The organism is Streptomyces pactum (assembly GCF_016031615.1).
Lineage (GTDB): Bacteria > Actinomycetota > Actinomycetes > Streptomycetales > Streptomycetaceae > Streptomyces > Streptomyces pactus.
On sequence record NZ_JACYXC010000001.1, the window covers coordinates 5,086,619 to 5,111,412 of the forward strand.

At 72.1% G+C, this 24,794-nt stretch carries 19 protein-coding genes and 1 riboswitch; of the genes, 12 read left to right on the forward strand and 7 right to left on the reverse strand.

Annotation, left to right across the window (positions count from 1 at the left end):
* Positions 1-76 precede the first annotated feature (76 nt).
* From def to IHE55_RS19990, 5 genes are all read left to right on the forward strand, one after another.
* Positions 77-706: a peptide deformylase gene (gene def, locus IHE55_RS19970; RefSeq protein ID WP_197990259.1), complete on the forward strand. Its 630-nt coding sequence runs from the start codon at positions 77-79 to the stop codon at positions 704-706.
* A gap of 134 nt (positions 707-840) precedes the next feature.
* Positions 841-1,578 (forward strand): D-Ala-D-Ala carboxypeptidase family metallohydrolase, encoded by a 738-nt coding sequence (locus IHE55_RS19975; RefSeq protein WP_197990260.1) that lies wholly within the window; start codon positions 841-843, stop codon positions 1,576-1,578.
* Positions 1,579-1,909: 331 nt separating this feature from the next.
* Positions 1,910-2,359 carry a hypothetical protein gene (locus IHE55_RS19980; protein WP_197990261.1) on the forward strand — a complete coding sequence of 150 codons (450 nt, stop codon included), beginning with the start codon at positions 1,910-1,912 and terminating at the stop codon, positions 2,357-2,359.
* Between the two features lie 605 nt (positions 2,360-2,964).
* Complete coding sequence (locus IHE55_RS19985; protein WP_197990262.1) at positions 2,965-3,228, forward strand: hypothetical protein; 264 nt, start codon at positions 2,965-2,967, stop codon at positions 3,226-3,228.
* A gap of 174 nt (positions 3,229-3,402) precedes the next feature.
* On the forward strand, positions 3,403-3,711 hold the full coding sequence (locus IHE55_RS19990) for a hypothetical protein (RefSeq protein WP_197990263.1): 309 nt from the start codon (positions 3,403-3,405) through the stop codon (positions 3,709-3,711).
* Positions 3,712-3,911: 200 nt separating this feature from the next.
* Here the strand turns inward: IHE55_RS19990 and IHE55_RS19995 are convergent, their stop codons facing one another.
* The 6 genes from IHE55_RS19995 to IHE55_RS20020 all read right to left on the reverse strand — a co-directional run bounded on the left by IHE55_RS19995 (position 3,912) and on the right by IHE55_RS20020 (position 13,530).
* Positions 3,912-4,922 (reverse strand): alpha/beta fold hydrolase, encoded by a 1,011-nt coding sequence (locus tag IHE55_RS19995; RefSeq protein ID WP_197990264.1) that lies wholly within the window; start codon positions 4,920-4,922, stop codon positions 3,912-3,914.
* 384 nt (positions 4,923-5,306) lie between these two features.
* Positions 5,307-6,332 (reverse strand): ribonucleotide-diphosphate reductase subunit beta, encoded by a 1,026-nt coding sequence (locus IHE55_RS20000; RefSeq protein WP_197992131.1) that lies wholly within the window; start codon positions 6,330-6,332, stop codon positions 5,307-5,309.
* Positions 6,332-8,743 carry a ribonucleoside-diphosphate reductase subunit alpha gene (locus IHE55_RS20005; RefSeq protein WP_197990265.1) on the reverse strand — a complete coding sequence of 804 codons (2,412 nt, stop codon included), beginning with the start codon at positions 8,741-8,743 and terminating at the stop codon, positions 6,332-6,334. Before IHE55_RS20005 ends, IHE55_RS20000 begins: the two co-directional genes overlap by 1 nt.
* A 125-nt stretch (positions 8,744-8,868) precedes the next feature.
* Positions 8,869-8,991: riboswitch (cobalamin riboswitch) on the reverse strand.
* 575 nt (positions 8,992-9,566) lie between these two features.
* A complete protein-coding gene (mctP, locus tag IHE55_RS20010; RefSeq protein ID WP_197990266.1) occupies positions 9,567-11,201 on the reverse strand; it encodes a monocarboxylate uptake permease MctP in 1,635 nt (544 codons plus the stop codon).
* Positions 11,198-11,458, reverse strand: coding sequence for a DUF3311 domain-containing protein (locus IHE55_RS20015; RefSeq protein WP_197990267.1), 261 nt, complete (start codon positions 11,456-11,458; stop codon positions 11,198-11,200). The genes mctP and IHE55_RS20015 overlap by 4 nt, the downstream gene beginning before the upstream one ends.
* A 1,292-nt stretch (positions 11,459-12,750) precedes the next feature.
* Positions 12,751-13,530: a GntR family transcriptional regulator gene (locus IHE55_RS20020; RefSeq protein ID WP_197992132.1), complete on the reverse strand. Its 780-nt coding sequence runs from the start codon at positions 13,528-13,530 to the stop codon at positions 12,751-12,753.
* 247 nt (positions 13,531-13,777) lie between these two features.
* Here IHE55_RS20020 and IHE55_RS20025 point away from each other — a divergent pair, with 247 nt between their 5' ends.
* The 5 genes from IHE55_RS20025 (at position 13,778) to IHE55_RS20045 (ending at position 20,348) form a co-directional block, all read left to right on the forward strand.
* The gene (locus IHE55_RS20025; protein ID WP_197990268.1) at positions 13,778-15,052 is read left to right on the forward strand and encodes an extracellular solute-binding protein; all 1,275 of its coding nucleotides are present in this window, start codon (positions 13,778-13,780) and stop codon (positions 15,050-15,052) included.
* Positions 15,053-15,056: 4 nt separating this feature from the next.
* A complete protein-coding gene (locus IHE55_RS20030) occupies positions 15,057-16,052 on the forward strand; it encodes a carbohydrate ABC transporter permease (RefSeq protein WP_197990269.1) in 996 nt (331 codons plus the stop codon).
* A complete protein-coding gene (locus tag IHE55_RS20035; protein ID WP_197990270.1) occupies positions 16,049-16,879 on the forward strand; it encodes a carbohydrate ABC transporter permease in 831 nt (276 codons plus the stop codon). The genes IHE55_RS20030 and IHE55_RS20035 overlap by 4 nt, the downstream gene beginning before the upstream one ends.
* Positions 16,880-16,887: 8 nt before the next feature.
* Entirely contained in the window at positions 16,888-18,564 is a 1,677-nt protein-coding gene (locus IHE55_RS20040; RefSeq protein ID WP_197990271.1) for a glycoside hydrolase family 3 protein, read from the forward strand.
* A gap of 713 nt (positions 18,565-19,277) precedes the next feature.
* Positions 19,278-20,348, forward strand: coding sequence for an SIS domain-containing protein (locus IHE55_RS20045; protein WP_197990272.1), 1,071 nt, complete (start codon positions 19,278-19,280; stop codon positions 20,346-20,348).
* A 412-nt stretch (positions 20,349-20,760) separates the two neighbouring features.
* Here the strand turns inward: IHE55_RS20045 and IHE55_RS20050 are convergent, their stop codons facing one another.
* Positions 20,761-21,516 carry an SDR family oxidoreductase gene (locus IHE55_RS20050; protein WP_197990273.1) on the reverse strand — a complete coding sequence of 252 codons (756 nt, stop codon included), beginning with the start codon at positions 21,514-21,516 and terminating at the stop codon, positions 20,761-20,763.
* An 81-nt stretch (positions 21,517-21,597) separates the two neighbouring features.
* Between IHE55_RS20050 and IHE55_RS20055 the strand changes: the two genes are divergently transcribed.
* Together IHE55_RS20055 and IHE55_RS20060 are read left to right on the forward strand one after the other, a co-directional pair.
* Positions 21,598-22,224, forward strand: coding sequence for a TetR/AcrR family transcriptional regulator (locus IHE55_RS20055; RefSeq protein WP_197990274.1), 627 nt, complete (start codon positions 21,598-21,600; stop codon positions 22,222-22,224).
* A 788-nt stretch (positions 22,225-23,012) separates the two neighbouring features.
* Positions 23,013-24,509, forward strand: coding sequence for a sensor histidine kinase (locus IHE55_RS20060; RefSeq protein WP_197990275.1), 1,497 nt, complete (start codon positions 23,013-23,015; stop codon positions 24,507-24,509).
* Positions 24,510-24,794: the final 285 nt, after the last annotated feature.

Sequence of the window (24,794 nt, forward strand, 5' to 3'; positions counted from 1 at the left end):
GGCCGGATGCGGCGCGGGCGGGGGCCGTACCCTGTAGGGCGACGAACGACGGTTTGAGGAAGGCGTGCGGCGGACCATGGCCCAGCAGGACACGGATCAGCGGGTGAGCGACGAGTTCATCGACGACACGGTGGACGCGGAGGAGCGTGAGCGGGCCCACCGCGAACGCGGCACCGCCCGCCCCATCACCGTCGTCGGCAACCCGGTACTCCACCGGGAGTGCAAGGACGTCACCGACTTCGACGAGTCGCTCGCCTCGCTGATCGACGACATGTTCGCCAGCCAGCGGGCGGCCGAGGGCGTGGGCCTGGCCGCCAACCAGATCGGGGTGGACCTGAAGGTCTTCGTCTACGACTGCATGGACGACGAGGGCGTCCGGCACGTGGGCGTGGTGTGCAACCCGGTGCTGCAGGAGCTGCCGGCCGAGCAGCGGGTGCTGGACGACTCCGGTGAGGGCTGCCTGTCGGTCCCCGGCGCCTACGCGCCGCTGCCGCGCCCGGACTACGCGGTGGTGCGCGGCCAGGACGCGTCCGGCAAGCCGATCACCGTCCGGGGCACCGGCTACTTCGCGCGCTGCCTGCAGCACGAGACCGACCACCTGTACGGCCGGCTGTACATCGACCGGCTCTCCAAGCGGGACCGCAAGGACGTGCTGCGCCAGATGGCCGAGGGCACCCCGCGGTACGAGACGGTGCCCAACGACTGAGGCGCCGCCGAGCGGCGTTCACCCGTGGGGGGCGGAGCGTTCAAGTGCCGCCTCCCACGGGAGGGTTGACGCGCGTTGACCGCCGGGCCACCCTCTCCGGAGACACGGATTTCCCACTCCCACCCGGAGGTCCCATGCTTCGGCGCGTCCTCGGCATGCTCACCAGTATTGTCATGCTCACGGCAGGTTTGTTCGTCGGGGCGGTGGCCACCGCCGGCGTCGCCCACGCCGACGAGTGCTACACCTGGAACCGCACCCTCTCCCAGGGCGCGTCCGGCTCCGACGTCACCCAGCTGCAGATCCGGGTGGCCGGGTACCCGGGCTACGGCGAGGTGCTCGCCGTCGACGGCCAGTACGGCCCCGCGACGACCGCCGCCGTCAAGCGCTTCCAGGCCGCCTACGGGCTCGCCGCCGACGGGGTCGCCGGCCCCGCCACCTTCAGCAAGATCTACGCCCTCCAGGACGCCGACTGCACCCCCGTCCACTTCACGTACGCCGAGCTCAACCGGTGCAACAGCGACTGGTCGGGCGGCGCGGTGAGCGCCGCCACCGCCAAGGCCAACGCCCGGCAGGCGATGTGGAAGCTGGAGGCGCTGCGGCACGCGCTGGGCGACCGCCCGATCACGGTGACCAGCGGCTTCCGCAGCTACGCGTGCAACAACGCGGTCGGCGGGGCGTCCGGCAGCCGCCACCTCTACGGGGACGGCGTGGACCTGGGCGCGGGCTCGCACTCGCTGTGCACGCTGGCCAAGCAGGCCCGGTACCACGGCTTCCGGGGCATCCTCGGCCCCGGCTACCCCGACCACAACGACCACACGCACGTGGATCACCGGTCGAGCCGGTTCTGGTCGGCGCCCAGCTGCGGCATCTGAACCGCCTGCGGGGGCCGGGCGCAACCCGGCCCCCGGGCCCGGCGCGGCGGGTCACCCCCACCCGGGGTGACCCGCCGCCCTCGCGTTCCCGGTCGGCCGGCGGCGCGATGGCAACATCTGTCCGACCATGTCCACGGCCGAGTGATCCAGGGCACCCCCTCCGGGGTGGGGCGGGTGCGCCGATATGCCTGTGGGCTGGGCGATATGGCCGGAATGGGTCTTCGACACGGGGTACACAGCGGGATGAAGCGGACTTACGCGGACTGCTAGTGTGCGGCCACTCGCTGAGAGTGACCGTCCACCCGCTTGAACGTAAGAAGGGCCAGGTTTCATGCGCAAGCTTCAGCAGGCCGCGATCGTCGTCGCGGCGGTCGGCAGCCTCGTCTCCCTCGGGGCCGGTGTCGGCGTCGCCGACACCGCGAACGCCGGATACGGCGGTTCCGGCCAGCAGCCGCAGGGTGCCTCGCACCAGGGTCAGCAGGCGCACCAGGGGCAGCAGGGTGACCAGGGCCGGCAGGGTGACCAGGGCCGGCCCGCCCCCCGTCAGCAGTCCGGCCGCCACCAGCACCACGTCAACAACGCCCAGCGGCACGGCGGCCGGCACCAGGAGCGGAACGCCGGGCCGGACATCACCAACAACAACATCTTCCACCCCGAGCAGGAGTGCAGCCCGCAGACGGTGGTGCAGCTCAACGCTCCGATCGGCCTGCTCGGCGCGGCCGAGAACAAGGGCGTCAGCTGCGCCCAGGACAACACCGCCTTCAACGTCTACGAGGACTGAGCGCCACCTCGCGACGACAAGCGCGCGGCGGGCCCCCGGGGATGCGTCCCCGGGGGCCCGCCCGTGTGTGTGCCCGGCGGTGGCCGCCCGCCGGTGTGCCCGCCCGGCGGTGTCGGTCGGCCGGGTGTGCCCGCCCGCCGGTGTGTGCCTCCGGCGTCCGTCGCGGGTCGCCGCCGGCCCCTTGCCCGGGACGCCCCCGCCGGTGCGCCCCCGAAGCTCACGCGAGCGCGTCCGTCGCGGCCGGGTCCGCCGGCGTGCCGCCGGGGCCGGGGGCGCGTCCGCCCGGTGACCGTGGGTCCCTGGCGCGTCCGCCGCGTGGCGGTCCGCCGTCGTGCTTCTGCCGCGTGCCGGTTCGTCGGCGTGTCCGCCGTGCCGTGCGTCCGCCGGATCTACGGCTGTCCGGGTGGTTCCGAGCCGCCGCCCGGGACCGCGAAGGAGCCCAACTCACCTGTGATGCACCGGAGTTCACCGCGCCGTCGGCGTCACGAACTTTTCACATGCCAGCGCGCCGTACGGCGAAACCGGACACTCTGCGCTTAGTATCCAAACTGTACGAAGTTGACCCAGAACGGGTCACATCGCATGAAAACACCAACGGAGATGAAATGCGCAAGCTGCACAAGGCCGCAGTCGTAGTCGCCCTCCTCGGTAGCGTCGGCTTCGTCGGCGCGGGCACCGCGGCCGCCAACGGCGGCAAGGGTGGTCCGGACATCGACGTCACCCAGACCACCAACTGCAAGACGCACGACCTCAACCTGAACCTCAACCTCGACCTGCTGGACCTGCTGGACGGGGCCGTCTTCGGCGAGGCCGACGACAACTTCACCACCGTCCAGGGTGGCAACCGCTGCCACGCCGAGGCGTTCTGATCCGCGAAAGCAGATCGGTCTCGTAGGTAGCTGACGATGGGTCCCGGTGTCCGAGCCACAAGCTCGGTGCCGGGGCCCATCGGGCATGTCGTCGTCAGCCGGGCGCGGGCCCGCCGCCGGCCGCACCGCGCGGTGGCCCCGCGCCCGGGGCATCAACCGCAAGGGGACACCCGTATGGACAGCTGGAAGAAGATCGCCGCGGTCGCGGGCCTGCTGGGCGGCCTCGTCGCCGCGGGCGCCGGCGCCGCTCAGGCCGGCCAGGGCGGAAGCGTGGAGCCGGAGTGCACCCGGGACGCCCAGGGCAACGTCCGCTGTGTGCAGGAGCAGGACCGCAGGTACGTCACCGAGGACGGCACGTTCCACGTCCGTCAGAACGTGGACTGCTCGTCCTCCTCCAGGACCTACACCTACAACTACGGCACCGGGCGCTGGGAGCAGGTGGACCCGAAGACCGGCACCAACTGCTCCACGCGCGTGCCGTAACCACCGCGGCCGAGGACGGCGCCCCCGGCCGGTGTCCGGCCGGGCCGCCGGACCGGCCCGGCCACGGGCCGGACTGACGCGGGCGGGACGGGCACAGGGCGGTGGGCCGGAACCGGATGCTCCCGGTTCCGGCCCACCGCCCTGTGCCGGGCCCCGGCCGGAGCCGGGGCCGGATCACGCCCGGCGGCGGACGTCCTCGCTCAGGGGCGGGCCGGCCCCGGTACGGCGGCCAGGTCCCGGGGCCCGGCCGGAGCCGTCGGCCGCGCCGCGGTGCCCAGGAACTCCACCGCGGTGCAGTACGGCAGCCCGGTGACCGGCCGGTCGGTGTAGAAGCGGGCCATCAGGTCGGAGAACTCCGCCATCCGCTCCACCGACACCAGGTGATCGGTCTCCTCGATGGTGGTGAACGTCGCGGCCGGCAGCGCGGCGGCGAACGCCCGTCCCATGGCGGGGGTGCACAGCGAGTCGTGTTCCCCGGTCATCACCAGGGTGGGCACCGCGGGGACCGGGGAGGGTCGCAGCCACTCGTGGTCCATCAGCCGCACGATGTGCTCCACCGACAGCCGGTCCGCCTCCGGGGACTGCCCCATGAACTGCTGGTAGAGCAGGCGGGAGACGACCGCGTGCTTGCGGACCCGGGTGGCGCCCAGCGGCGACATGAAGCGTTCGATCAGTTCGGTGGCGAACTCCGCGCGCTCGCCGCGCTCCAGCATCGCCAGCCAGCGCGGCACCGAGCGGGCGTACTCCTCGGGGACCGAGGCGGCCATGCCCGCGAAGGCCAGCCGCGCCACCCGCTCCGGGTGGGCCTGGGCGAAACGCAGCGCGATGCCGCCGCCGAAGCAGGCGCCGAGCAGGTTGACCCGGGTCATGCCCAGCGCGTCGAGCAGGTGCCGCACGGCCGCGGCGAGGAAGTCCAGTCCGTAGCGGGCCGGGAGGAAATCGGCCTCGCCGTAACCGGGCAGGTCCACGGTGACCAGCGTGCTCCACGGGGCCAGCCACTTCTCGTGGCGGAGCCAGGCGTGCCGGTTCTGCGAGGAGCCGCCGAGGATGACCAGCGGCTCGGTGTGCGGGGCGACCTGGTGGACGACGCGGCAGCGGTAGGAGAAGCCCTCGAAGGTGAGGGTCAGCTCCTCCGTCCGCACCTGCGCATCGGGTCTCGGATCAGTGCCCGAGGAGAGGGTTTTCCGGGCGAGGGCGGTGTCAGAGCTCATGAGGACCCCTGGGTGGATGGAGCAAGGGCGGGTTCCTCATCATTGCCGCGATTGCCACTTTCCGGATGTAATCCGTCTTTAGTGGGCGATTCTTGGGCCGCGCGGTCCGGTGCGGTCGCGGACCGCGGCGTCGTGTGGCGTGCTGCGGTACGGCACCGGCGCCTCGGGGCACTCCGCGGCCGAGCGGGCGCGCCCCGGAAGGGAATTGGGCGGGCCGGGCCGCCGGCCGGCATCCGCGGAACACCACCGTTCGCCGCGTGTTCCGCGGGCCCGCGGGGATCGGGACCGCGCGGAGGCCCGCGGGGACCGGGACCGCGCGGAGGCCCGCGGGAACCCGCCGGGTTGCCGCCGGTACCGCCCGGGAGCGGCACCGGCGGCAACCGGTCAGAAGTCGTCGTCGAACGAGACCGAACCCTCCACCGCCACCTGGTACGCCGAGGCGCGGCGCTCGAAGAAGTTGGTCAGCTCCTGGACGTTCTGCAACTCCATGAAGGAGAAGGGGTTCTCCGAGCCGTAGCGGGCCGGCAGCCCGAGCCGTACCAGCCGCTGGTCGGCCACGCACTGGAGGTACTCGCGCATCGACGCGGTGTTCATGCCCGGCAGCCCGTCGCCGCACAGGTCCCGGGCGAACTGCAGCTCCGCCTCGACGGCCTCCTCCAGCATCGCGGTGACCTGCTTGCCCATCTCCTCGTCGAACAGGTCCGGCTCCTCCTCCCGGACGGTGTCCACCACCTGGAAGGCGAAGTCCATGTGCATCGACTCGTCGCGGAACACCCAGTTGGTGCCGGTGGCCAGGCCGTGCAGAAGGCCCCGCGAACGGAACCAGTACACATAGGCGAACGCGCCGTAGAAGAACAGGCCCTCGATGCACGCGGCGAAGCAGATCAGGTTGAGCAGGAACCGGCGGCGGTCGGCCCTGGACTCCAACCGGTCCAGCTTCTCCACCTCGTTGATCCACCGGAAGCAGAACTGCGCCTTCTCGCGGATCGAGGGGATGTTCTCCACCGCGGCGAACGCGTCCGTCCGGGCGTCCGGGTCGGGGAGGTAGGTGTCCAGCAGCGTCAGGTAGAACTGGACGTGCACCGCTTCCTCGAACAGCTGCCGCGACAGGTACAGCCGCGCCTCCGGGGAGTTGATGTGCTTGTAGAGGGTGAGCACCAGGTTGTTGGCGACGATCGAGTCGCCGGTGGCGAAGAACGCCACCAGCCGCCCGATCAGGTGCTGCTCGCCCGGTGACAGCTTGGCGAGGTCGGCCACGTCGGAGTGGAGATCGACCTCCTCCACCGTCCAGGTGTTCTTGATCGCGTTGCGGTAGTGCTCGTAGAAGGCCGGGTACCGCATCGGCCGCAGGGTGAGTTCGAACCCCGGGTCGAGCAGGTTCTTCGGGCGCGGGGAGGGGGACGGGGACATCACTGACATGCCTCGCAGGACTCGGGGTTCTCCAGGGAGCAGGCGACCGCCTCGGCCTCGGGGGCCGCGGCCGGCTGTTCCGGGCGGGGGGTGGCGGCACCGGCGGCACGGGCCGACTGCGCGATCCGGGTCGCCGGACGGGAGCGCAGGTAGTAGGTGGTCTTGATGCCGCGCTTCCAGGCGTAGGCGTACATCGAGCTGAGCTTGCCGATGGTGGGCGCGGCCATGAACAGGTTGAGCGACTGGCTCTGGTCGAGGAACGGGGTGCGGGCGGCGGCCATGTCGATCAGCGCCCGCTGCGGGACCTCCCACGCGGTGCGGTACAGCTCGCGCAGCTCGGCCGGCAGCCAGGAGAAGTCCTGCACCGAACCGTTGGACTCGCGCAGCGCCTCCCGGGTCCGCGCGTCCCACACCCCCAGCTCCTTCAGGTCGGCCACCAGGTAGGAGTTGACCTGGAGGAACTCCCCGCTGAGCGTCTCGCGCTTGAAGAGGTTGGACACCTGCGGCTCGATGCACTCGTAGACGCCGGCGATGGAGGCGATCGTCGCGGTCGGCGCGATGGCCAGCAGCAGCGAGTTGCGCATCCCGGTCCGCGCCATCCGCTCCCGCAGCGCCGCCCACCGCTCGGGCCAGGTCACCTCGGCGTCGGGGTAGTGGTCGGGGTGGAGCACCCCGCGGGCGGTGCGGGTGGCGGACCAGCCCGGGTGCGGGCCGTGCCGCTCGGCGAGGTCGCACGACGCCTCGTACGCGGCGAGCATGATCCGCTCGGAGATCCGGGTGGACAGCGCCTTCGCCCCGGGGGAGTCGAAGGGCAGCCGCAGCCGGAAGAACACGTCCTGCAGCCCCATCAGCCCCAGCCCCACCGGGCGCCAGCGGGAGTTGGAGGAGGCGGCCTGCCCGGTCGGGTAGTAGTTGATGTCCACCACCCGGTCCAGGAAGGTGACGGCGGTGCGCACGGTGGCGTCCAGCCGCTCCCAGTCCGGGTGGCCGTCCTCGCCCAGGTGCGCGGCGAGGTTGATCGACCCCAGGTTGCACACCGCGGTCTCGCCGTCGTCGGTGACCTCCAGGATCTCGGTGCACAGGTTGGAGGAGTGCACCACCCGGCCGGGCTCGGCGGTCTGGTTGGCGGTGCGGTTGGCGGCGTCCTTGAACGTCATCCAGCCGTTGCCGGTCTGGGCGAGGGTGCGCATCATCCGGGCGTACAGCGTCCGGGCGGGGATGGTGCGCAGCGCCTTGCCCTCCGCCTCCGCCCGCCGGTACGCGGCGTCGAACTCCTCGCCCCACAGATCGACCAGCTCGGGCACGTCCACCGGGGAGAACAGCGACCACTCGGCGTCCGCCTCCACCCGGCGCATGAACTCGTCCGGGATCCAGTGCGCGATGTTCAGGTTGTGGGTGCGGCGGGCCTCCTCACCGGTGTTGTCCCGCAGCTCCAGGAACTCCTCGATGTCCGCGTGCCAGGTCTCCAGGTAGACGCAGGCCGCGCCCTTGCGCCGGCCGCCCTGGTTGACGGCGGCGACCGAGGCGTCCAGGGTGCGCAGGAACGGCACGATGCCGTTGGAGTGCCCGTTGGTGCCCCGGATCAGGGAGCCCCGGGCGCGGATGCGCGAGTAGGACAGGCCGATGCCGCCGGCGTGCTTGGAGAGCCGGGCCACCTGGTGGTAGCGCTCGTAGATCGAGTCCAGCTCGTCCAGCGGCGAGTCCAGCAGGTAGCACGAGGACATCTGCGGGTGCCGGGTGCCGGAGTTGAACAGCGTGGGCGAGCTGGGCAGGTACGCCAGCGAGCTGGTCAGCCGGTACAGCTCGCACACCTCCCGCAGGGCGCGCTCGGACAGGTCCTCGGCGAGTCCGCAGGCCACCCGGAGCAGGAAGTGCTGCGGGGTCTCGATCACCCGGCGGGTGGTGGGGTGGCGCAGCAGGTACCGGCTGTGCAGGGTGCGCAGGCCGAAGTAGCCGAAGCGGTCGTCGGCGCCGTCGGCCACGGTCGCGTCGAGCAGGGCGTCCAGCCGGGCGGCGTGGGCCCGGACGAAGGCGAGGGTGTCGTCGGCGATCAGGCCCTCGCGGTGGCCGGTGGCGACCGAGGCGGAGAAGGACACCGCGCCCTCCGCGGCGGCCTCCTCGGCGATGGCGAGGGTGAGCAGCCGGGCCGCGAGCCGGGAGTACTCCGGCTCCTCGGCGATCAGACCGGCGGCGGCCTCGGTGGCCAGCGCCCGCAACTCCGCCTCGTCCGACCCGGGATGACGGCCCCGCAGCGCGGCGGCGGCCACCTTGCCGGGGTCGGTGGCGGGCAGGTCGGCGGTGAGATCGGTCAGGGTGCGCAGCAGGGCGGTTCCGGGCGCGTCGGACGCGGCGGTGGGGCCCTGGGAATCCTGGGCTGCCGCTGAAACCGGATCGGCGGGCGCGATGGTCACGGAGGTGCTCTCCCTCGCTCGGCTGGGGGCCGGCGGGGCGGTGCGCGACGGGCGTCCGCGGGCATGCCGGACCCCAGACGGGGGCACACCGCGCAGCGTCCACCGGCCCAACCCGCGAGGCCCGGACGTGTTCGAGGCCGTCGGCAGGTGACCGGACTTACGCGCACGCAAAAACACACACGTACACCGTTGCGGGACAGTTCCGGATTCGCACCGGATTCCCCTGCGGCGACAGCGAGGACGAGCATACATCTTGTGCTGCTGTCCGCATGCTCCCCCCAGATGTTGTGTCAGCACCGTCGCGCTTTCGCACTTATGTGCTGGATCGGGGGGAGTGGTGACCGTTGCCGGGGCGGTCGGCGGCCGGTTCCGGAAGACGCGGCGGCCGCTGCCGGAGGGGCCGCGGCGGCGCCCCGGGGACGCCCGGAACCGGCCCGGGCGAGGAGGGCGGGGGCCGCATCCGCACGGCCGTGCGGGCGCCGCGCCCCGGGCGTGGCGGGCGTACGGGCAAGGCGCCCGGGGCGGTGCGCGGGGACGTAGGCGGAATCCGCGGCGACCGGTGTGCGGGGGCCGGCGTCGCGACGGTGCGAGCCGTCGTGGCGTGTCCGGGTCCGGTCCGGGCACGGCCGGGCCTGGGACCGGGGCGCCGGTGCGCGAGGCGGGCCGGCGCCTCGACGACCGCGGCCGCCCGCTGTGCGGGGGGCGGACGGCGGGGAGCCGGCCGCGACGGCGAACTGCGCTGCCCCGCGGGTGGGGGAAGACGGGCGACGCCCCCGCGGGCCGGACGGCCGGACCGCGGGGGCGTCAGGGGCCCGGGAGGGTGTCAGTGGCCGCCCGGGACGCCCGCGGTGGCCGGCGGCAGCTCGGCCTTGACGCCGGGGTCGCCGATGTCCGCGGTGTAGTCCGACGGCGAGGTCTCGTCGACGCCGTCCGGTGCCTTCAGGGCCCGCAGCACCACCGTGAAGACCACCGTGACCAGCACGTTGAGCACGAAGGCGGTGAGTCCGATGTAGCCGATCTCGCCGATGCCCGGGATCTCCTTCTGGCTGCCCCCGAAGTGCTTCTGCGTCGGGCTGGCCACGCCGTAGGCGGCCACCGTGCCGTAGACCATGCCGACCGCCCAGCCGGCGATGAGCGCCCAGCGGTGGAACCAGCGGGTGAACAGCCCGCCCACCAGCGCGGGGAAGGTCTGCAGGATCCAGATGCCGCCGAGCAGCTGGAAGTTGATCGCCACGGTCTTGTCCATGCCCAGCACGAAGACCAGCGCGCCCACCTTGACCAGCAGGGACACCAGCTTGGAGACCTTGGTCTCCTGCTCCGGCGTGGCGTCCGGCCGCAGGAAGTCCTTGTAGATGTTCCGGGTGAACAGGTTCGCCGCGGCGATGGACATGATGGCCGCGGGGACCAGAGCCCCGATGCCGATCGCGGCGAAGGCCACCCCCGCGAACCAGTCCGGGAACATGTCCTCGAACAGCTGCGGGATCGCCAGCTGTCCGTTGTCCACCTTCACGTCCGCCGCGATCGCCATGAAGCCCAGCAGCGCCAGCATCCCCAGCACCAGGGAGTACAGCGGCAGGATGGTGGTGTTGCGGCGGATCACCTCGCGGCTGCGGCTGGAGAGCGTCGCGGTGATCGAGTGCGGATACATGAACAGCGCGAGCGCCGAACCGACCGCGAGGGTGGCGTAGGCCCACTGGGAGGCGCCCGGCGGGGCGAGCGCCCCCCGCGGCTCCCCGGTGGCCTCGTTGGTCTCCCCGAACGCCTTCCCGGCCGCGGCGAAGATGTCGTCGAACCCGCCCAGCTTGATCGGGATGTAGATGATCGCCACCACGATGACCAGGTAGATCAGCGCGTCCTTGACGAACGCGATCAGCGCCGGGGCGCGCAGCCCGGAGGAGTAGGTGTACGCGGCGAGCACCCCGAAGGCGATCAGCAGCGGCAGGTCCTTGACGAACCAGTGGGTGTTCTCACCGCCGCCCACACCCATCACGTCCAGCACCGCCTGGATGCCGACCAGCTGGAGCGCGATGTACGGCATGGTGGCGAGGATGCCGGTGACCGCGACGGCCAGCGACAGCCCCTTGGAGCCGAACCGGCCACGGACGAAGTCGGAGGTGGTGACGTACCCGTGCCGGTGCGAGACCGACCACAGCCGGGGCAGGAAGGTGAAGATCAGCGGGTAGACCAGGATGGTGTACGGGACGGCGAAGAAGCCGGCCGCACCGGCCGCGTACACCGCGGCCGGGACCGCCACGAAGGTGTAGGCGGTGTACAGGTCGCCGCCGAGCAGGAACCAGGTGATCCAGGTGCCGAAGCTGCGGCCGCCCAGCCCCCATTCGTCGAGGTTGTTCGCGTTCTCCGCCGCACGCCACCGGGCGGCCAGGAACCCCATGACCGTCACCGCGAGGAAGAAGAAGATGAAGACGGCGAGCGCGACGCCGTTGACGTCGTTCTTCATCGGGCGCCCCCTTCCCCGCGGGCCCGCCGCTCACGGCGGACCAGGATGTACGCGACCCAGGTCAGCAGGGCCGACAGCGGTACCCACAACATCTGGTACCAGTAGAAGAACGGGATGCCCCACAGGGTGGGTTCGATCTTCGCGTACGAGTCGACCCACACCATGGCGACGAAAGGCGCCAGCAGGCACAGGCCGACCACCACCCGCGAGACGGTGATGACCCCCCTGGTGTCGCGTGCACCGGATGTTCCAGGCATGACGGCACGATCCCTTCGGTTGTTCTCCGGTGGCAATGACCAGGGAATCTAATGCGGTGCCCGGTGCGCTGTCACCACCCGTCATAAATAAGTTCGGTAATCAACCGTTCCGGTTTATCTGTCCGGAGTTCGACGGGATGGGGAAATTGGCCTGGACCATTCCGGTGGCAGTCGATCGACCTCACTTCCCGTCGGGACCGGCTCGGCGCAACCGTGTGCGGTGCGGTGGGGGAACGGCGCGGAAGACCGGCTCGGCCGTCCCGGGGTCACGCATCACCGCTGGTGAGTGGCGTCATGGGTGCGGCGCCGGTGGGCGCGGTGGGCATGCCGCACATCGCCTCTGACACCTGCGGGAGTTCGGACGGGGAGAACGCTCACGCCGATTGACGGGGTGCCGCGCGCAACGCCCACCCGGTGATGGCGGCATGCCGGGTGGAATTCCGCCGGCCGCACCGTCCTTACCCCGGCTGCGCCATTTATACGCAACCGGGCAAAGGAAATTTCCGCGAGCCGCACGAACGACAAGGGGCGCAAATTCCGGACCCGGGCCATCGGCGAGCCCGGCAACCGGACCCGGGCCCTGCGCGACCCGTGGTGGAGGACCGGAAATTCCGCGGCGAAGTGCTCCGGTGGCGGCAAGGGCACCGGTGAGGTCGAATGCGAGAGCCACGAGCGCCTTCGGTGACCCGGGTGGCGGCGTGCGGCCGTCCGCTCCGGCGGGGCCGTTGCCGCGGCACTCCGGGGGGACCGGTCTCCCGCGTCCGGCCGGATGCAGGGGTGTCGGCACGTTCCGTGTGGCGGTCCGGCGTTCGGCTTCGGCTTCGGACGGCCGGCGTTCGGCTTCGGGCGGCCGGCGGCGCTCCGGGCGAGGGTGGTGAGATCCGGGACCCTCCGGCCCGCCGCCCCTCCCTCGCGCCCGTGGTCCGGTCCTGCGAGGCCGTGCACCGCGGACCCGGCCCCGCACGCCGATGAGATGGCGCCGGTTCGGGGTCGGTGGAGGGCGGGCCCGGGGGAGCGTCGTGCTCCGGCCACCGTCACCGGCGACCGGCCGGTCACCGCCAGAGGGCCACCGCATTCGGGTCACACCGCCCTTGGGGTCGCGCCGCCTGCGGGTCACGGCCGCCGGCCGGCGCGGCACCGGGCAAAGCCCTCGGCCGCCTGTGGCCCGTGGTGGGTTCATCCACGTCCCGCGCGTGGTGCGTCCGGCCGCGGGCCGGGGCGTCCGGCCTGCGTGGCGCCACCACCACGGCGCCCGGCCGCGCAGGTGCGCGGCACCGCGGCCCCGGGCGGGCTCAGGCGTCCGGCCGCTTGAGGCGGGCGACGAACTTGTAGCGGTCGCCCCGGTAGACCGAGCGCACCCATTCCACCGGTGCGCCGCCCGCGTCCAGCGAGTGCCGGGAGAGCATCAGCATGGGCAGGCCGACGTCGGTGCCGAGCAGGCCGGCCTCGCGCGGGGTGGCCAGCGAGGTCTCGATGGTCTCCTCGGCCTCGGCCAGGCGTACGTCGTAGACCTCGGCCAGCGCGGTGTACAGCGAGGAGTACTTGACCAGGCTGCGCCGCAGGGCGGGGAAACGCTTCGCCGACAGGTGGGTGGTCTCGATGGCCATCGGTTCCCCGCTGGCCAGCCGCAGCCGTTCGATGCGCAGCACCCGGCCGCCGGCGGTGATGTCCAGCAGCCCGGCCAGCCGGTCGTCGGCGGTCACGTAGCCGATGTCCAGCAGCTGGGAGGTGGGCTCCAGCCCCTGCGCCTTCATGTCCTCGGTGTAGGAGGTCAGTTGCAGCGCCTGGGACACCTTGGGCTTGGCGACGAAGGTGCCCTTGCCCTGGATGCGCTCCAGGCGGCCCTCCACCACCAGCTCCTGGAGCGCCTGCCGGACCGTGGTCCGGGAGGTGTCGAACTCCGCGGCGAGGGTGCGCTCGGGAGGGACCGGGGTGCCGGGCGGCAGTGTCTCGGTCATCTCCAGCAAATGCCTCTTGAGCCGGTAATACTTGGGCACGCGAGCGGTGCGCCCCCCGCCGGCCCCGCCGCTGTTCTCGGCCGCGGCGCCGACCGTGTCCCCGTCGCTCCCCATGGCGCGCCTTCCCGACTCCTGTCCTGCTGCCGTCACCGGCTCCTCCGTCTTCAGCGGCTCACATCGTGGCACGGTCCGGCCCCAGGCGACCTGGCAGCTCAGATGTCCTCAGATGTCGGTCCGATAACGGACCTGACAGCGACTCTTATACACCCTTGACACCCCTAAAGGTCTAGGCCAAGCTGCGGGGCACTGGTCTAAACCATTAACCATTAAAGACCACATTCAGTCCCTTGAGGAGAGTGCTGTGAAGCGTGGGCTCATAGCGGCGACGGGTGTCGCGGCCTTGCTGATGAGCGTCGCGGCCTGTGGGTCCGACGACAAGGACGACAAGAAGTCGGGCGCGGACGGCTTCAAGGGCCAGACGCTCACCGTCTGGGCCATGGACGGCTCCACCCCCGACCAGTGGACCAAGGATGTCACCGCCGCCTTCGAGAAGAAGACCGGCGCCAAGATCAAGTGGGAAACCCAGGCTTGGAACAACATCCAGCAGAAGATCACCACGGCGCTGTCGGAGTCCAACCCGCCGGACGTCCTGGAGATCGGTAACACCCAGACGCCCGCCTACGCGCGCACCGGCGGCCTCGCCGACCTCAGCGACCTCAAGGAGTCGATCGGGGTCAACTGGACCAAGTCGATGAACGAGTCGTCGGTCTTCGACGGCACCCAGTACGCGGCCCCCTGGTTCGTGGTCAACCGCGTCGTCATCTACAACAAGAGGATCTGGGAAGAAGCGGGCATCAAGGAGATCCCCAAGACCCGCACCGAGTTCTTCAAGGCCCTGGACACCATCGACAAGAAGACCGACGCCGAGCCGATCTACATGCCCGGCCAGAACTGGTACTTCTTCGACGGCCTCACCATCGGCGCCGACGCCAACCTGGTGAAGAAGAAGGGCGACAAGTGGGTGTCCAACCTCTCCGACCCCAAGGTCGGCAAGGCGATGGACATCTACAAGCAGTACCACTCCTTCAGCAAGGCGCCCAAGAACAAGGACGAGGCCACCCCGCAGCAGGCCGAGGTCTTCGCCAAGGGCAAGACCGGCGCCATGATCGGCATGGGCTGGGAAGCCGCCACCGCGATCAAGGTCGAGCCGAAGATCGAGAAGGACATCGGCTACTTCACCATCCCGGGTGAGACCGCCGACAAGCCCGAGGGCGTCTTCCTCGGCGGCTCCAACCTCGCGGTCGCCGAGGGCAGCGACAAGAAGGAGCTCGCCAAGGAGTTCCTGAAGATCGCCCTCTCCGACAAGTTCGAGAGCCAGCTCGCCAAGGAAGGCGGCGTCATTCCGAACAAGGAGTCGCTGATGGGCGCGCTCGACGGCAACCCCGCCGCCGAGGCCGCCGCGCCGGCGTCGAAGTTCGGTGGCACCACCCCGCTGATCCCCGAGTGGGCCCCGGTGGAGAACGCCCCGAACCCCATCAAGACCTACATGACCGCGGTGCTCAACGGTAAGTCGCACGCGGAGGCGGCGGCCTCGGTCGAGGACGAGATGAACAAGCGCCTCAGCCAGGAGCAGTAAGCAGATGGCAAGCACGTCGGTGCAGACCGAGAAGGTGGACACCGGTCCGCCGGCCGACGGCCGCACGAGCGCGGGGCCGCACAGCGGCCCCGCCCGCGGGCGTCACCGGCTCGCCGGCACCGCCCCCTACCTGCTGCTGCTCCCCGCCGTCGCGGTGACGCTGCTGTTCCTGGGCTACCCGCTGGTGAAGAACGGCATGCTGTCGTTCCAGAACCTCAACATGCGGCAGCTCATCCAGCACGCCACCGAGTGGAACGGCGTGGACAACTACCGCGAGACCCTGACCAGCGACAAGTTCTGGCAGGTCGTGAAGCGCTCGGTGCTCTTCACCGCGGTCAACGTCATCCTGATCATGGTGCTGGGCACCCTGATCGGGCTGCTGCTCGCCCGGCTCGGCAACAAGATGCGGACGTTGCTGATGTTCGGGCTGGTGCTCGCCTGGGCCATGCCCATCATCGCCGCCACCACCGTCTACCAGTGGCTCTTCGCCCAGCGCTTCGGCGTCGTCAACTGGGTCCTGGACAAGCTCGGCTGGCACTCCATGGCCGACTACGACTGGACCGGCAGCCAGTTCTCCACCTTCTTCGTGGTCACCCTGCTGATCGTCTGGCAGTCCATCCCGTTCGTGGCGATCAACCTGTACGCGGCCACCACCACCATTCCCAAGGAGCTGTACGAGGCGGCGTCCATGGACGGGGCCGGGGTCTGGAAGTGCTTCACCTCGGTGACCTTCCCCTACCTCAAGCCCTTCCTGCTGGCCACCACGTTCCTTGAGGTGATCTGGGTCTTCAAGGCGTTCCCGCAGATCTTCGCGATCAACGAGGGCGGTCCGGACCGGCTCACCGAGACCCTGCCCGTCTACGCCTTCGTCGAGGGCGTCGGCAACCAGCACTACGGCATGGGAGCGGCGATCTCGATCCTCACCATCCTCATCCTGCTGGGTCTGACCGCCTACTACCTGCGCATCGTGCTCAAGCAAGAGAAGGAGGAGGAGCGGTGAAGCGCTCTTGGCTGGGGAGGATCTGGCCGGGAACCCTCGCCGTCGTCCTCTTCGTCTTCTTCGCGTTCCCCGTGTACTGGATGTTCAGCACGGCGCTCAAACCGACCTCGCAGATCATCTCCGAGGACCCGGTGTGGTTCCCCGACGCGCCCACCCTGGAGCACTTCCGGACCGCGGTGAACGCCGACCACTTCTGGACCCTGGTTCGCAACTCCTTGACCGTCACCGTGCTGGCGGTGGTGTTCTCCCTGCTCATCGCCCTGCTGGCGTCGTTCGCGATCGCCCGCATGCGGTTCAAGGGCCGGCGCGGCTTCATCCTGGCCTTCATGATCGCGCAGATGGCCCCCTGGGAGGTCATGGTCATCGCGATCTACATGCTGGTCCGGGACGGGGACATGCTCAACAGCCTGGTCCCGCTGACCCTCTTCTACATGGTCATGGTGCTGCCCTTCACCGTCCTGACGCTGCGCGGCTTCGTCGCCGCGGTGCCCAAGGAGCTGGAGGAGTCGGCGATGGTGGACGGCTGCACCCGTCCGCAGGCGTTCATCAAGGTGATCTTCCCGCTGCTCGCCCCCGGCCTGATGGCCACCTCGCTGTTCGGCTTCATCACCGCTTGGAACGAATTCCCGCTGGTGCTGATCCTGAACAAGGACGCCGAGGCCCAGACCCTGCCACTGTGGCTGTCGCAGTTCCAGACGGCCTTCGGTGACGACTGGGGCGCCACCATGGCCGCGGCCTCGCTCTTCGCGATTCCGATCCTGCTGCTCTTCCTGTTCCTGCAACGCAAGGCGGTCGGCGGTCTCACCGCTGGCGCAGTGAAGGGATGACACCTTCCATGACCACCTTGGACCACGCGACCGACACCCTGACCCGGGATGCCCTCGCCGTTCTGCAGCCCGGCTTCGCCGGCACCACCGCGCCGGAGTGGCTGCTGCGCAGACTCGGCGAGGGGCTGGTCACGGTGGGGCTGTTCGGCCGGAACATCACCTCACCCGAACAGTTGTCCGCCCTGACCGCGCAGCTGCGCGGTGAACGGGGGGATGTCCTCGTCGCCATCGACGAGGAGGGCGGTGACGTGACCCGGCTGGAGGTGCGCACCGGCTCCTCCTTCCCCGGCAATCTCGCCCTCGGCGTGGTCGACGACACCGAGCTGACCCGCGAGGTCGCCCGGGAGATGGGCCGCCGTCTCGCCGGCTGCGGAGTCCACCTCAACTGGGCGCCCTCCGCGGACGTCAACTCCAACCCCGACAACCCGGTCATCGGAGTCCGCTCCTTCGGCTCCGACCCGGCGCTGGTCGCCCGGCACACCGCCGCCTACGTGGAGGGGCTGCAGAGCTCCGGGGTCGCCGCCTGCGCCAAGCACTTCCCCGGCCACGGCGACACCGGGGTCGATTCGCACCTGGCGCTGCCGCGCATCGACGCCGATCTGGCGACCCTCTCCGAGCGGGAGCTGATCCCGTTCCGGGCCGCCATCGCGGCCGGCACCAAGGCCGTGATGAGCGCCCACATCCTGCTGCCCGCGCTCGACCCGCGGCTGCCGGCCACGCTCAGCCCGCACGCCCTGACCGGGCTGCTCCGCCGGCCGGTCGCCGACGGCGGGCTGGGCTTCGACGGCCTGATCATCACCGACGGCATGGAGATGCAGGCCATCGCCGCCACCTACGGCATCGAGCACGGCAGCGTGCTGGCCATCGCGGCCGGCGCCGACGCCATCTGTGTCGGTGGCGGACTGACCGACGAGGACACCGTGGTACGGCTGCGGGACGCGCTGGTCGCCGCGGTGCGCTCCGGTGAACTCCCGGAGGAACGGCTCGCCGACGCCGCGGCGCGGGTACGCGCCCTCGCCGACTGGGCCCGCACCGCCGCCCGCACCCCGGACACCACCGTGTCCGGCGCGGCCACCGCCCGCGCCGTGATCACCGCGGGCGCCCCGGAGCCGGCGACCCCGGACGCCGTAGATGCCGTGGCCACCGCGGAGGCCGTGCCCGCCGCGGGCGCCACGGCCACCGTGGCGGAGGCCGACGCGGAACGGTCCGACGTCGGTCAGCGTGCCGCCCGCCGGGCCCTGCGGGTCACCCACGGCGCGGCGCCGTACGAGCCGGCCACCGGCCCCGTCCACGTCGCCGCGTTCTCCCCGGTCGCCAACATCGCCGTCGGCGACGAGACGCCCTGGGGTGTGGCGGCGGAGCTGATCCGGCTGCTCCCGGGCACCGGCACCGCCACCTACGGCCAGCAGGACGCGGCCGAACTGGGCGGCGAGCTGGTCGGGAGGGTCCTCGGCGACGCGGGTGACCGCCGCGTCGTCGCCGTGGTCCGGGACGCCCACCGGCACCCGTGGATGGGCCAGGCGCTCGACGGGCTCGTCGCCGCCCGGCCGGACACGGTCGTGGTCGAGATGGGGGTGCCGCAGGCACCGCCCACCGGCGCCCTCCACATCGCCACGCACGGTGCCGCCCGGGTCTGCGGTCGGGCCGCCGCCGAGGTCATCGCCGGTCTCACGCCCGGCGACTGACCACCCGGAGCCCGGCTCCCCGGGCGCCGGCCGCGCGCCATGTGCCACGGCCCGGCCGACACACCAGGGACCCACGACCCGCGGTGTGTCCGACGGTCCCGGGGCGCCACCCGGCCCCGGGACCGGCCCGGCCCCCCGACTCCCGTCCTTCCCGGCCCGGCCCTGCACCGAGAGCCGGGCCGGGGAGGCGGGCCACCGGGCCACCCGTCCGTCCGGCCGAGGGCGGCGCCCGTCGGCACCCGCGCGCCGGATCGGAGCCGCGGGTCGGGACGCGCGTCCGGCGGGACGGATGGCCGCGCGCCACCCGGGCGGGTGGAACCCGGGGCCCACGCCGGGGGAGTACCACCGCCGTCCGGGGGTACGGCCATTCGCACCCGCTCCCGGGTACGGCGGGGTCGCCACGGGGTATGGCCCACCCGCACCCGGTCCGGACGGTCCGGCCCACGCGCCGGACCCCCGGGCCCCGTACCACCGGCCGGCACCGTTCGGCAGCACCGGCACACCACCCCGCACCGCCCGGCACCACCCCGTACGTCCGACACCACACTCAGCACCACCGACCGCCACCGACCAGCACCTCCGCCACCACCGCGTACCGCCACCCCCGGGGGACCACCCTCCGCACACCGGCACCGGCGTATCCCACGTACCGCCGGCGCCACCCGCGCACCGAACCGCACATCCGCACCGCGAGCCACCTGGAGGCACTCCGCATGTCCGCCACCACCGGGACCGACACCGGCGAGCAGCCGGGCCGGATCATGTCCGGCGAGATGGCCGAACAGCCCGAGGTGCTGCGCCGCATCCTCGACCAGGGCGCTCCCGCCATCCGCCGCACCGCAGAACAGATCGCCGCCCGCAACCCGCGCTTCGTCCTGCTCACCGCGCGGGGGACCTCCGACAACGCCGCGCTCTACGCCAAGTACCTCCTGGAGATCGGGCTCGGCAAGCCGTGCGGGCTCACCTCCATGTCCACCACCACCGCCTACGGGGCGAAGCAGGATCTCGCCGACGTCCTGGTCATCACGGTCAGTCAGTCCGGCGGCTCCCCCGACCTGGTGGCCTCCACCCGGGCGGCCCGTGCGGCCGGCGCCATCACCCTCGCGGTCACCAACAACCCCGACTCCCCGCTGGCCGCCGTCTCCGAGCACCACATCGATGTGCTGGCCGGCCCGGAGAAGGCCCTGCCGGCGACCAAGACGTACACCGCCGAACTGCTGGCGCTGTACCTCTTCGTGGAGGGGCTGCGCTCCCGCGACGGCGCCGCGGCCCAGGTCCTGCCCGACCTGGCCCGGGGAGTCCTGGACCGCCGGACCGAGGTGCGGCAGCTGGCCGGCCGCTACCGCTTCGCCGAACGCATGGTGATCACCTCCCGCGGCTACGGCTACCCCACCGCCAAGGAGGCGGCGCTGAAGCTGATGGAGACCAGCTACATCCCGGCGCTGGCCTACTCCGGAGCGGACCTGCTGCACGGTCCGCTGGCGATGGTGGACAACGTCTCCCCGGTCATCGCGATCGTCCCGGACGGAAGGGGCGGGGACGCGCTGCGACCGGTGCTGGAACGGCTGCGGGGACGCGGTGCCGACCTGGTGGTGATCGGCACCGGGGCCGAGGTGGAGAAGGCGTCCGCGGGATTCGCGCTGCCCACCGTAGGGGTGGCCGAGGAGGTCCAGCCGATCCTGCAGATCCTGCCGCTGCAACTGCTCGCCTACGAGGTCACCATCGCCCGGGGTCAGGACCCGGACGCCCCCCGGGCGCTGGCCAAGGTGACCGAGACCCACTGACCCCGGGGGCGTGACGCCCGGCGCCGGGTGCCGCTCCGGCGGACCTCCGACCCATCCCGGCTGCCTCCCTGACCGGTCGCGTCACGCCCCCGGCCATGACGATCCCCGTGCCCACCCCGTGCGGCACGGGGATCTTCTCCGTCCGGCCCGCCGGTGCGAGCGGCCGTCCGGACCCCGGGGGCGCGACGCCCCGCGCTTCCCGGAGTGGGTCCGGCACGAGGGATGCTGCCTGTCCGTCACCCGCCCGGCCGCGGCCTCGTGGATCTCCCCGGGCGGACTGCCGGACGGACTACGGACGGTCCCTGACCCGTCGGGTGGGGGTGCGGGCCGGCTCCGGCCGGGTCCGGAACCGAGCGGCGGGGGACCGGCCGCACGGTCCGGGCACGCGGTGTGTCCCGGGCGCGGGCGGGGGTCAGAGCAGCGCGCCGCCCGCGGCGTCTATCCACTGGCCGGTGACCCAGCGGCTGTCGTCGGAGGCGAGGAACGCCACGACGCCGGCCACATCGTCGGGCTCGGCCACCCGCCCCAGCGGGGATGACTCCGCGGTCGCCGCGAGCGCCTCCTCGTGCCCGCGCAGCCAGCCGGCGTTCATGTCGGTGTCCACCGCACCGGGCGCGACGGCGTTGACCGTGATGCCGCGCGGCCCCAGCTCCACCGCCAGGTGGGTGGTGAACGCGTCGATGGCGCCCTTGGTCATGGAGTAGGCGATCAGCTCCGGCTTGGTGAGGCCGCGAGTCATCACGGTGGAGATGTTGATGATCCGGCCCCCGTCGCGCAGCCGCCCCAAGCCCTGCTGGGTGATGAAGAACGGGGCCTTGGCGTTGACCGCGAAGACACGGTCGTATTCGTCCACGGGGAGCGAGCCGATGGGCTCCCGGGCGCCGGTGATGCCGGCGTTGTTCACCAGGATGTCCAGACCGTCGGCGTGGGCGTCGAACGCGGTCCACAGCGCCTCCGCGTCCCCCTCCACCCCCAGCTCCGCCCGGATCGCGAACGCCTCGCCGCCCGCCGCCTCGATCGCCGCGACCGTCGCCTTGGCCGCCGCCTCGTCCCGCCCGTAGTGCACGCCGACCCGGGCCCCGTCCCGCCCGAGCCGTTCGGCGATGCTCCGCCCGATACCCCTGCTGCCGCCGGTGACCAGCGCCGTCCTGCCCGTGAGCGCGCCCATGGCAAACGCCCCCCTCTTTCTGTAGGAGTCGATACAGAAAGACCGTAACACATTTCTTAGTGGCCGCTATAGAATCCCTGTATGGGTGACACGAACGAGCGAACGGCTGAGCGAACGGCCAAGCGCGGCAGGCCGCGCTCCTTCGACCGGGACGCCGCCCTGAAGGCAGCCGTCATGGAGTTCTGGGAGCGCGGCTACGAAGCGGTGTCCATCGCCGACCTCACGCGCGTCATGCACATCAAGGCCCCCAGCCTCTACGCGGCGTTCGGTGACAAGAAGACGCTTTTCGAAGAGGTCGTCGAGGCGTATGTGCGGGAGTTCGGTGGCTTCGTCGAGCGGGCCCTGGCGGAGGAGCCGACGGCCCGCCGGGGGGTGGCCCGGCTGCTGCGCGAGGCGGCCTACTGGCACACCCTTCCCGGGCACCCCCGCGGCTGCATGGTGATCACCGCGGCGACCAACTGCACCGCGGGGTCCGAGGATGTGCTGCGCGGGTTGCAGGAGCGACGGGTGAGGACTCTGAGGCTGATCGAGGGCGCAGTCCGGGCCGATCTCGCCGCCGGTGAGCTGCCCGCCGGGACCGATCCGCATGTGCTGGCCGTCTACTGCTCGGCCGTCCTCCAGGGCATGTCCCAGCAGGCCCGCGACGGGATGGACCGGGAGACGCTGGAGGCGGTCGCCGAGGCCGCGATGCGCGCCTGGCCGGGGTGACCCCGGATCCCGGCGGCGCCGGGCCCGGCCGGCGCCGGAGTGCCGGAGCGCCCGGAGGGTGAGCCGTGCCCGGCCGGGGCGTGGCAGCCCTCGTCCGGCCGGGGCGTGGCGAGGCGTCCGAGCGGTCGGCCGAGCGCCGGTGCGGCACCTGGGCGAGGGCTGGGGCCGGGCCGCCGGACCTGCGGGCGGTGGCCGGGGCGTCGGAGCGGTGGGAGTCCGGGGCGGGCCGGTGTGCGGCGGTGCCGGGGCCCGGAGGAGGAGCCGGCCGGCGGATCCGAGGCTCCGTGGGACAGAGGCTCCCGCGCGGCGGAGCCGGGGCTCCATGGGGCGGGCGTTTCCGTGCGGCGGGTCCGGTGCCCGGTGGGACCGGGGTTCTCCGCGTGGCGCGGGGCCGACCGGTGGGACGGGAGCTCTCCGTGCGGCCCGGGGCCGATCGGTGGGCCGGCGATCCGCGCGGCCCGGGGTCGGGGGCCGGGAGCCGGCGGAGCACCCGCGGGCCGCGGCGCCAGAGCGGGACCCTCAACCCGCCCGGCACCGCAGCCCGGAGTTGCATCGGCCGGTGCAGCCGGCCGAGAAGAGGCCCCGGCGCCGTCAGGGCAGAGAGCGCCGTGTGCCTCGTTCCGCCCTCCTGTGCGGGGAGGGCGGAGGTCTTGCGGTGAGGTGGCCGGACCGCCGTGGAGCCGGTTCGGCCGCGCCACGCTCATTCTGGACTAGACCACTAGCGTCTGTCCACGACTCTGCCGGGAAAGGGTGGACCGGTGCGCGGGTAGGCTCGCGGTGTGCCCTCCATGAACGACCTCGTACACCAGCACACCACCCTCGACGACTCCGACCTCGAATGGCTCCACCTGCTGGTCTCCGAGTGGCAGCTGCTCTCCGACCTGTCCTTCGCCGACCTGGTGCTGTGGGTCCCGACCAGTGACGGCACCCGCTACGTCTCGGTGGCCCAGATGCGGCCCAACACCGGGCCCACCTCCTACCAGGACGACATGGTCGGACATCTGGTGCCCCGGGGCCGCCGCCCGATGCTGGACGTGGCGCTCGACGAGGGCCGGATCGTCCGTGAGGGTGATCCGGAGTGGCGCGAGGAGGTCCCGGTCCGGGTCGAGTCGATCCCGGTCAGCCGGGACGGCCGGGTCCTCGGTGTGATCGCCCGGAACACCAACCTGCTCACCGTGCGGACCCCCAGCCGGCTGGAGCTCACCTATCTCCAGAGTGCCTCCGACCTCGCCCAGATGATCGCCGCAGGAACCTTTCCCTTCCCCGGGCAGCAGGTGGACATGGACGCCTCGCCGCGCGCCGGGGACGGCCTGATCCGGCTGGACGCCGACGGCGTGGTGCAGTACGCGAGCCCCAACGCGCTCTCCGCCTACCACCGCCTCGGTCTCGCCGCCGACCTGGTCGGCCACCACCTCGGCCGGACCACCGCGGAGCTGGCCCCGGCCCGGGGCCCGGTGGACGAGGCCCTGGTGAAGCTGGCCAGCGGCTGGGCGCCCCGGGAGTTCGAGGTGGAGGGGGACGACGGGGTGATCCAGCTGCGGGTCATCCCGCTCAAGCCCAAGGGCACGCACATCGGATCACTGGTGCTCCTGCGCGACGTCACCGAACTGCGTCGGCGCGAGCGCGAGTTGATCACCAAGGACGCGACCATCCGGGAGATCCACCACCGGGTGAAGAACAACCTCCAGACGGTCGCCGCGCTGCTGCGCCTGCAGGCCCGCCGGATGGACTCCCCGCAGGGGCGCGAGGCGCTCGACGAGGCGGTCCGCAGGGTCGGGTCGATCGCCATCGTGCACGAGACGCTCTCCCAGACGCTGGACGAGCGGGTCGAGTTCGACGACATCGCCGACCGGGTGCTGGCCATGGTCGCGGAGATCTCGCCGGGCCGGGTCACCGGCCGCCGCACCGGTCGCTTCGGGGTGCTGGACGCGGAGGTCGCCACCCCGCTGTCCATGGTGCTGACCGAGATCCTGCAGAACGCCCTGGAGCACGGCTTCGGGCCGGGCGAGCAGGGGAGGGTGGAGGTGGCCGCGGTGCGCACCGGCGGCGGGTCGGCCCGTCGCGGTGCGGCGGGCCGGGCCGAGAGCCGGCTGCTGGTCACCGTGGACGACGACGGGTGCGGCCTTCCGGAGGACTTCGATCCGCACCGGGCGGGGAACCTGGGCCTGCAGATCGTACGGACCCTGGTCGAGGGGGAGCTGGGCGGCACCTTCGACATGATGCCGGCCCCCGAGCGGGGGACCCGGGTGGTGCTCGACATCCCGGTGCGCGGCGGCAAGCGCTGAAGCCGACCGCGCGCCCGGCGTGGTGCGCGGCCAGGCACGCGCGGAGGTTCCGGCGTACCCGCGCCGTCCGCGCCGGCGCCGGGTGGCCGTACCGGCGCCGGCCCGGTGGCCCGGCGGTGGCACCGGGCCCGGCACCGCGGGGTGCGGCGGCGGGCGTCGGGGCGGTGGTGGTTCCGTATGTGCGGCCCCAACAAGCGCTGAATCCCGGCCCGTTGAGTCGGGCCGGGATTCAAAGCTCACGGTGCTGTGTGCGCATCCGGGGTACTGCGCGCTGCGGCTCGGGGG